6 protein-coding genes are annotated in these 6,037 nt (G+C 73.7%); 4 read left to right on the top strand and 2 right to left on the bottom strand.

All coding sequences use genetic code 11. The features are described from left to right. Window positions 1-1,252 (bottom strand): spherulation-specific family 4 protein (locus tag IEW07_RS21700; RefSeq protein ID WP_308738253.1); only part of this gene is annotated, 1,252 nt, incomplete at its 3' end. 366 nt (window positions 1,253-1,618) lie between these two features. Between IEW07_RS21700 and IEW07_RS20415 the strand changes: the two genes are divergently transcribed. The 4 genes from IEW07_RS20415 (at window position 1,619) to IEW07_RS20395 (ending at window position 5,173) form a co-directional block, all read left to right on the top strand. After that, the gene (locus IEW07_RS20415; protein ID WP_188540590.1) at window positions 1,619-2,428 is read left to right on the top strand and encodes an alpha/beta fold hydrolase; all 810 of its coding nucleotides are present in this window, start codon (window positions 1,619-1,621) and stop codon (window positions 2,426-2,428) included. Beyond that, the gene (locus tag IEW07_RS20410; RefSeq protein ID WP_188540588.1) at window positions 2,419-3,135 is read left to right on the top strand and encodes an esterase/lipase family protein; all 717 of its coding nucleotides are present in this window, start codon (window positions 2,419-2,421) and stop codon (window positions 3,133-3,135) included. Before IEW07_RS20415 ends, IEW07_RS20410 begins: the two co-directional genes overlap by 10 nt. 141 nt (window positions 3,136-3,276) lie before the next feature. Beyond that, on the top strand, window positions 3,277-3,552 hold the full coding sequence (locus IEW07_RS20405) for an SHOCT domain-containing protein (RefSeq protein ID WP_188540594.1): 276 nt from the start codon (window positions 3,277-3,279) through the stop codon (window positions 3,550-3,552). A 316-nt stretch (window positions 3,553-3,868) separates the two neighbouring features. Continuing rightward, window positions 3,869-5,173, top strand: coding sequence for a DUF2254 domain-containing protein (locus IEW07_RS20395; protein WP_188540586.1), 1,305 nt, complete (start codon window positions 3,869-3,871; stop codon window positions 5,171-5,173). A gap of 4 nt (window positions 5,174-5,177) precedes the next feature. Here the strand turns inward: IEW07_RS20395 and IEW07_RS20390 are convergent, their stop codons facing one another. Then, entirely contained in the window at window positions 5,178-5,729 is a 552-nt protein-coding gene (locus IEW07_RS20390; protein WP_188540584.1) for a hypothetical protein, read from the bottom strand. Window positions 5,730-6,037 lie beyond the last annotated feature (308 nt).

Raw genomic sequence — 6,037 nt, 5'->3', positions numbered from 1 at the left:
GGGAACCGGCCATGCGGTAGAGGAACGCGGCCATGGCGTCGCGGTTGATCGGCTGCAGCGCCCGGTACGTGCGGTTGCCGCTCACGTCGGTCCAGCCGGTGGAGATCTCCGACTCCGCCGTCCAGGCCATCTCCTTGTAGAACTGCTGCGTGGTGGCGACGTCCTTGAACGGCGAGACGGTGGGCGGCGTGTAGTCCGCCGGGCCGGTCCCGAAGGTCTTCTGCCACACCTTCGTGGCCACGGCGGAGAAGGCGTACACGCCCGTGGTGCGCACCGTGATGGTCACGGTGCCCGCGCCGGAGTATGTGCCCGGGGCGGTGACCACGCCGTCCACCAGGTACTCCGCGCCCTCCGTCGACTGGAGGGTGTAGGTGTCCGCGACGGTGCCGTCCTTCTCGACGAAGATCGGCGCCCGGGGCGTCGTCTGGTAGCACGTGGGCACCGTCGTGTCCCAGTACGACGGCAGGGTGTCCCAGGGGTTGGGCACGACGTCGTCGGTGACGTGGATGAACCCGGCGTTGCGCTCCCGGGACTGCTCGCACACGCGCTGGCGCCGGTCCGCGGCGGTGGCGTTGACCACGTGGCCGAAGTCCTGCGGATCGCCCTCCAGCACCCAGGCCGGCGGACGCCAGGTCTCGTAGGAGTGCGCCGTGCCCTCGAAGATCACCAGCTTGTCGGCCACGGGCGTGGTGAGCTGCCAGTCCGTGTAGGCGGCGTTGCCCGGGTTGCCGACCACCAGCTCCTCGGCCGTCGTCCTCGTCTTCACGTGGTCGTAGAGCGCCTTGTAGTAGGCGCGGGTGTCCTGGTCGGAGTGGTGGTCGACCGGGAAGTTGTGCATCTCGTCGATGAACACGCCGTCGACCCTGTAGAGCGCGAAGTACCGGTCGATCTCCGCCTTGACGACGTCCAGGGAGCGCCGTCCGTAGGTCGAGGAGATGTAGCCCACGACCTTCTGGCCCTTGGCGTGGCAGTCGGCGACGGCGTTGGTGTACAGCGGGTTCGCCGCCGTCCCGGGACCGCTGTCCGGGTTCATGATCACGATCGAGCTCGCGCCCGAGGGGCTGCCGGCCGAGCACGTCACCGGCCACAGGCTGGCGGTGGCGTGCGGGTAGAAGTACGCCGGGACGAGCCTGTTCTGCTCCTCCGCGACGGCCTGTGCGGGCGCTCCCACCCCCAGCGCCGTCAGGACGGTGGCCGTCACGAGGCCGAGCGCCGCGTGCCGGGTCCTCCCACTGGAACGAAGCGTCGTCATGCTGATCTCCCCCGAGGTCGAGCCGTGGGACCGGTGGTGTGCGGATCTCGGAGCACGTGAGCCCGTGGCCGGCCGGCGCGTCAGGGCGCCGGCGGTCCGCATCCGTCCCCCGAGCCGAGCCTGCCGTTCCTGTCCCCACGCCCAGGACCGGCGCGTCCCGTCCCGTGCAGCCCGCGCGGTCGAGGATTCAGCTCGTTACGGCTCAGTAAATCATGGGGTTTGCTGCTGCACAGTCCCCACATGTGGGGATGCCGGCCGGCCGCCGGGAGGTCGGCGTCGTCCCCCGCTCGGGGGCGCGGATGCCCTCCGTGGCGGCCCGGCGTCTACAGTCGTGGCAGCAGACCGACCGATCCCGAGGAGCCCGCCGTGCCCACCCGGACGCCGTCCCGAACCGCGCTCGTGCGGCGCCGCGTCGCCGTCGGCCCGCACGCCGTGGACGTGCGGGGCACCTTCGACCCGGCCCGCCCGCCGATCGTGCTCGTGCACGGCATCGGGGTGTCGGGGGAGTACTTCCTGCGCCTCGCCGACGAGCTCGCGGCCGAGCACGACGTGTACGCGCTCGACCTGCCCGGCTACGGCACCACTCCGAAGCCGGAGCGCCCCCTGGACGTGCCCGAGCTCGGGGAGGTCGTCGCCCGGGTGATCGGGGAGCTGGGGCTCGTGGCGCCGGTCGTCGTGGGGCACTCCATGGGCTGCCAGGTGGTCGTGGACACCGTCAGGACCCACCCCGGGCTGTGCTCCGGGTACGTGCTGCTCGGCCCCACCGTGGACCCGGACGCGCACAGCGTGCTCGCCCAGTCCTGGCGGCTGCTGCGGGACACCCTGCGCGAACCGCCCGGCACCAACGCCGTGATCCTCCGCAACTACGCACGGATGGGGCCGGTGCGCTACCTTCGCACCACCCGGCACATGCTCGCGGACCGGATCGAGGACGACGTGCGCGGCTGCCGCGTCCCGGGGCTCGTGGTCCGCGGGGCGCGGGACCCCATCGCCCCCGCCCGCTGGGCCCGGCGCCTGGCCCGGCTCGCCCCCGACGCCGGTCTCCTCGAGATCCCCGGCGCCGCCCACGCCGTCCAGCACACCCGACCCCAGGAGCTCGCCGCCGCATGCGCACCCTTCCTCGCCTCCCTCGCCGGTCGTCGCCCCGGCTCCGGCACGGACTCGCCGTGCGCCTGATCCGGGGCGTGCCCGGCGGCGTCGCCGAGGCCCGCGCGAACCTCAGCTCCTGGGCCCGGGACTACGCCTACGCCGTCCGGTGGCAGGCCGCCGGGCTCCTGCGCCGCCACGACCCCGGCGCCTACCGCCGGGCCGACCCGGAGCAGCCCGCGATCGTGCTCATCCCCGGCATCTACGAGAGCTGGACCTTCCTGCGCCCCGTCGCCGACCTGCTCCGGGACCACGGCTACGACGTGCACGCCGTGACGGACCTGCGGTTCAACGCCGGGACCCTCGAGGAGATGGCCCACCTGGTCGACCGGCACATCCGCCGGGAGGGGATCGAGCGGTGCGTGCTCGTGGCGCACAGCAAGGGCGGGCTGATCGGCAAGCGGCTGCTCGCCCACCACAACGAGGCCACGGTGATCCAGGGGCTCGTGGCGGTCAACACCCCGTTCACCGGCTCCGTGCTCGCCCGGCTGCTGCCCCTGCCGGCCATCCGGGTCTTCCTGCCGGACTCCCCGGAGCTGACGGCGCTGGCCTCGAGCCGCCACGTGGACCGGCACATCGTGTCCATCTACGGCAGGTTCGACCCGCACATCCCCGGCGGCAGCCGGCTGGAGGGGGCCCGCAACGTGCAACTGGAGACGCGCGGCCACTTCCTGCCGCTCAGCGACCCCCTCGTGCACGAGGCGATCGTCGAGGGGATCCGCACGCTCACCCGCTGACGGCGCCGTCCGGGACGTGCCGGTCCCGGACGGTCCGGTCGTGCCGTCGGAGCCGACTGCTATCCTCACGCCACCGCACGTCCGGCCGTGGGTGCACCGCGGTTCGGGGCGGCGGACGACGTCGGAGGGATCGGTGGGACCGTGGGCGTACTCGGACTGACCCCGTTCCAGGGCTGGGAAGTGATGTCCTGGGCGCTGCTGCTCGCAGCCGCGGCCTGGGCCGCGCTGCGAGGCGTCCACTGGTTCGTGCTCCGCCACGGCCAGGACACCCGATGGGGGCGCCGGGCCCGGACGCGGCTGGGACTGCGCCGGGCCCGCGACGGACTGCTGGAGCGCCACGCCCGGGGGGAGATCACCGAGGACGAGTACCGGGAGCGGCTGCGCATCCTCGACCAGGAGGGCCGCGCCGGTCCGTGACCGCGCCGGGCGCTCCGCAGCGACCGGCGCAGTCGCCGCCGCCCGGACCGCCTCCCGGAGACGAGGGGGAAACGGCTGACGCACGCCCCCCAGGCTGACAGACTGGGCCCCGGCCTCCCGCCGTCCCGCGGCGCTGTCCCGGGTCAGGGCCGTGGTCCTGGAGACCAACGGCAAGCTCAGCGTCATCACCTCGAGCGCGTACGGCAGCGGCTCCGCCATGGAGGGCGTGCGCGGGGCGGAGCAGCTCCGGGACAGGCCGTGACCGCCGTGCGGTCGGTTCCTGGTCCGGACGGAGAGCGGACCGTAGGCTGACGCCATGGGCAGGCTGTCGGGGTCGTGGCACCGGATCTCCGGGGCGTTCTGGTTCGTCCCCGCCGTGTGCCTCGCTGCCGCGGCGGTGCTGGCCCAGGCGGTGGTGGCCGTCGACCGGGCGCTGCCCGACGACCTGACCTCGCCGTGGCTGTCCTGGGTGTACGCGGTGGGGATCGACGGATCCCGGTCCATGCTTGCCACCATCGGGGCCGCAATGCTGGGGGTGGCGGCGACGGCGTTCTCCATCACCATCTCGGTGGTCGCCACGGCCACCTCCACCTACGGGCCCCGCCTGGTGCGCAACTTCATGGCCGACCGGGGCAACCAGGCCGTCCTCGGAGTGCTGGTCTCCACCTTCCTGTACACGCTGCTGGTGCTGCGCACGATCCGCTCGGCCGACGACGACCTGGCTCAGCCGTTCGTCCCGCACCTGGCCGTCAACCTCGCTGTGGTCCTGGCGGTCGCCGACGTGGTCCTGCTCGTCTACTTCATCCACCACATCGCCGCCTCCGTGCGGGTCGAGACGCTCGCTCTCGGGGTGCGCCGGAACTTCCGCGACGTCGTCGAGCGGTGGCATCCGCAGGAGGCGCCGGAGGACCTGGTGCGGACGGCCCGGCCGCGCGCCGGTGGCGGGGAGATCTCCGCCGGATCCGTGGGCTACCTCGTCACAGCGGACCTCGACGGTCTGGCCGCCCTGGCCCGGCACGAGGACGTGGTCCTGGCCCTGGTCCCGCGGGTGGGGGACCACGTCCTCCCCTCGGAACCGCTGGTGCGGGTGTGGCCCGGGGACCGGGCCGAAGGCGTGGCGAACAGGGTGCGGCGGTGCGTGCGGATCGGCGACTCCCGGTCGGCGGCCCAGGACGTGCGCTTCGCCGAGCAGCAGGTCGTGGAACTGGCTGTCCGCGCCCTGTCACCGGGCACCAACGACCCCTACACCGCGGTGAACGCCATCGAGGAGGTCGCCGCCGGCATCGTCGTGGCGGTCTCCCGGCCGGAGCCGGGCAACACGGTGGTGGAGCACGGCACGGCACGCCTGCACTACGCGACGGTGGACCTGGAGGAGATCGTGGACATGCCCTTCGACCAGATCCGCCCCCACGCCACAGGGCACGTCGAGGTCCTGCAGGCCCTCATCGACCTGGCCGCGCGTGTCGGACAGGCCAGCCGGCACCCGCTCCTGGCGCACCGCGTCCGCGGGCACGTGGAGGCCCTGCTGGACCAGTTCAGGATCAGCGACCCGCACCCGCACGATCTCCACCGGGTGGAGCGCCACGCCGTGCACCGCCTCGCCGGGGAAGACGGGCGCTGAGAGTTCAGCGGCGGTCCTGGCACGTCTGCGTCAACCACGCCCTGATCGCGTCCAGGGACTCCTCCAGCGCCCGGTCGTCGAAGCGTCGTTCTGCGGACACGGAGGGGCCTGCCGTGGGCGACGGCTCGGCCGCCAGGTCCTCGCCGTAGGAGTCGACCATCAGCTGGACGCGGGCGTACTCGGCCACCAGCGGGGGAGGGGCGGCATCCACCATGGTCTCCACCTGGTCCTCCACGCGCTGCACGTCCTCCACGTGCCGGCTCACCGGCAGGCTGGAGGGCAGCAGGGACAGGGTCAGCACATCGGCGGCCACCGCCGCGCACGCCTCGTCCCGGGTCCCGTGCGCGCCCCACGGACCGTGGGCGGGCGGGACCGGGCTCCCCGGGCCGGACGAGGCCGACGGAGGGCGGGTCGAGGCCGAAGGATCCACCGGCTCCGGGGGGACCGGTTCCCCGCAGCCGGCCAGGACCGCGCTGCCCGCCGCGAGCGCCGCGAGCCACCCCCGGAAGCGGGCAGGGGGCGCCCAGGGGGACCGCCTGGTCGTCGCTGGCTTCATCGTCGTCGCCTTCCCACGCGCAGGGCCGGACCGGGACCCTTCCACCCTAGGCGCATCGGGCCGCCGCGGTCCGGGGTCCCGGCGACGAGACCCCGGGCATGGTCCTGCCGCCCGCACGGCCCCTATCCTCGGGTGCGAGGGCCCAGGAGGGACTTCCGCGACGCGCTGTCGACGTGCCGCCGGCTCGGCGCCGCCGCCCGGCACGAGGAGGAAGGAGGCGCCGTGCGGCTCCCCGCTCTCCTCGTCGTCCTCGTCCTCCGCGCCGCCGCCCTGGTCGTCGCCCTCTGGTCGCTGCTCTCCCGGGCGGA

The sequence above is a fragment of the Kocuria dechangensis genome (assembly GCF_014636775.1).
Classification (GTDB): domain Bacteria; phylum Actinomycetota; class Actinomycetes; order Actinomycetales; family Micrococcaceae; genus Kocuria; species Kocuria dechangensis.
The sequence above is the reverse complement of the archived record's forward strand: the minus strand, read 5'-3'. Positions and strand labels throughout refer to the sequence as shown.

What these genes read in the sequence shown, in the direction of transcription:
- IEW07_RS20395 (WP_188540586.1), top strand. Translation starts at nt 3,869, where the DNA reads ATGGGCAGGCTGTCGGGGTCGTGGCACCGGATCTCCGGGGCGTTCTGG.
- IEW07_RS20390 (WP_188540584.1), bottom strand. Translation starts at nt 5,729, where the DNA reads ATGAAGCCAGCGACGACCAGGCGGTCCCCCTGGGCGCCCCCTGCCCGC.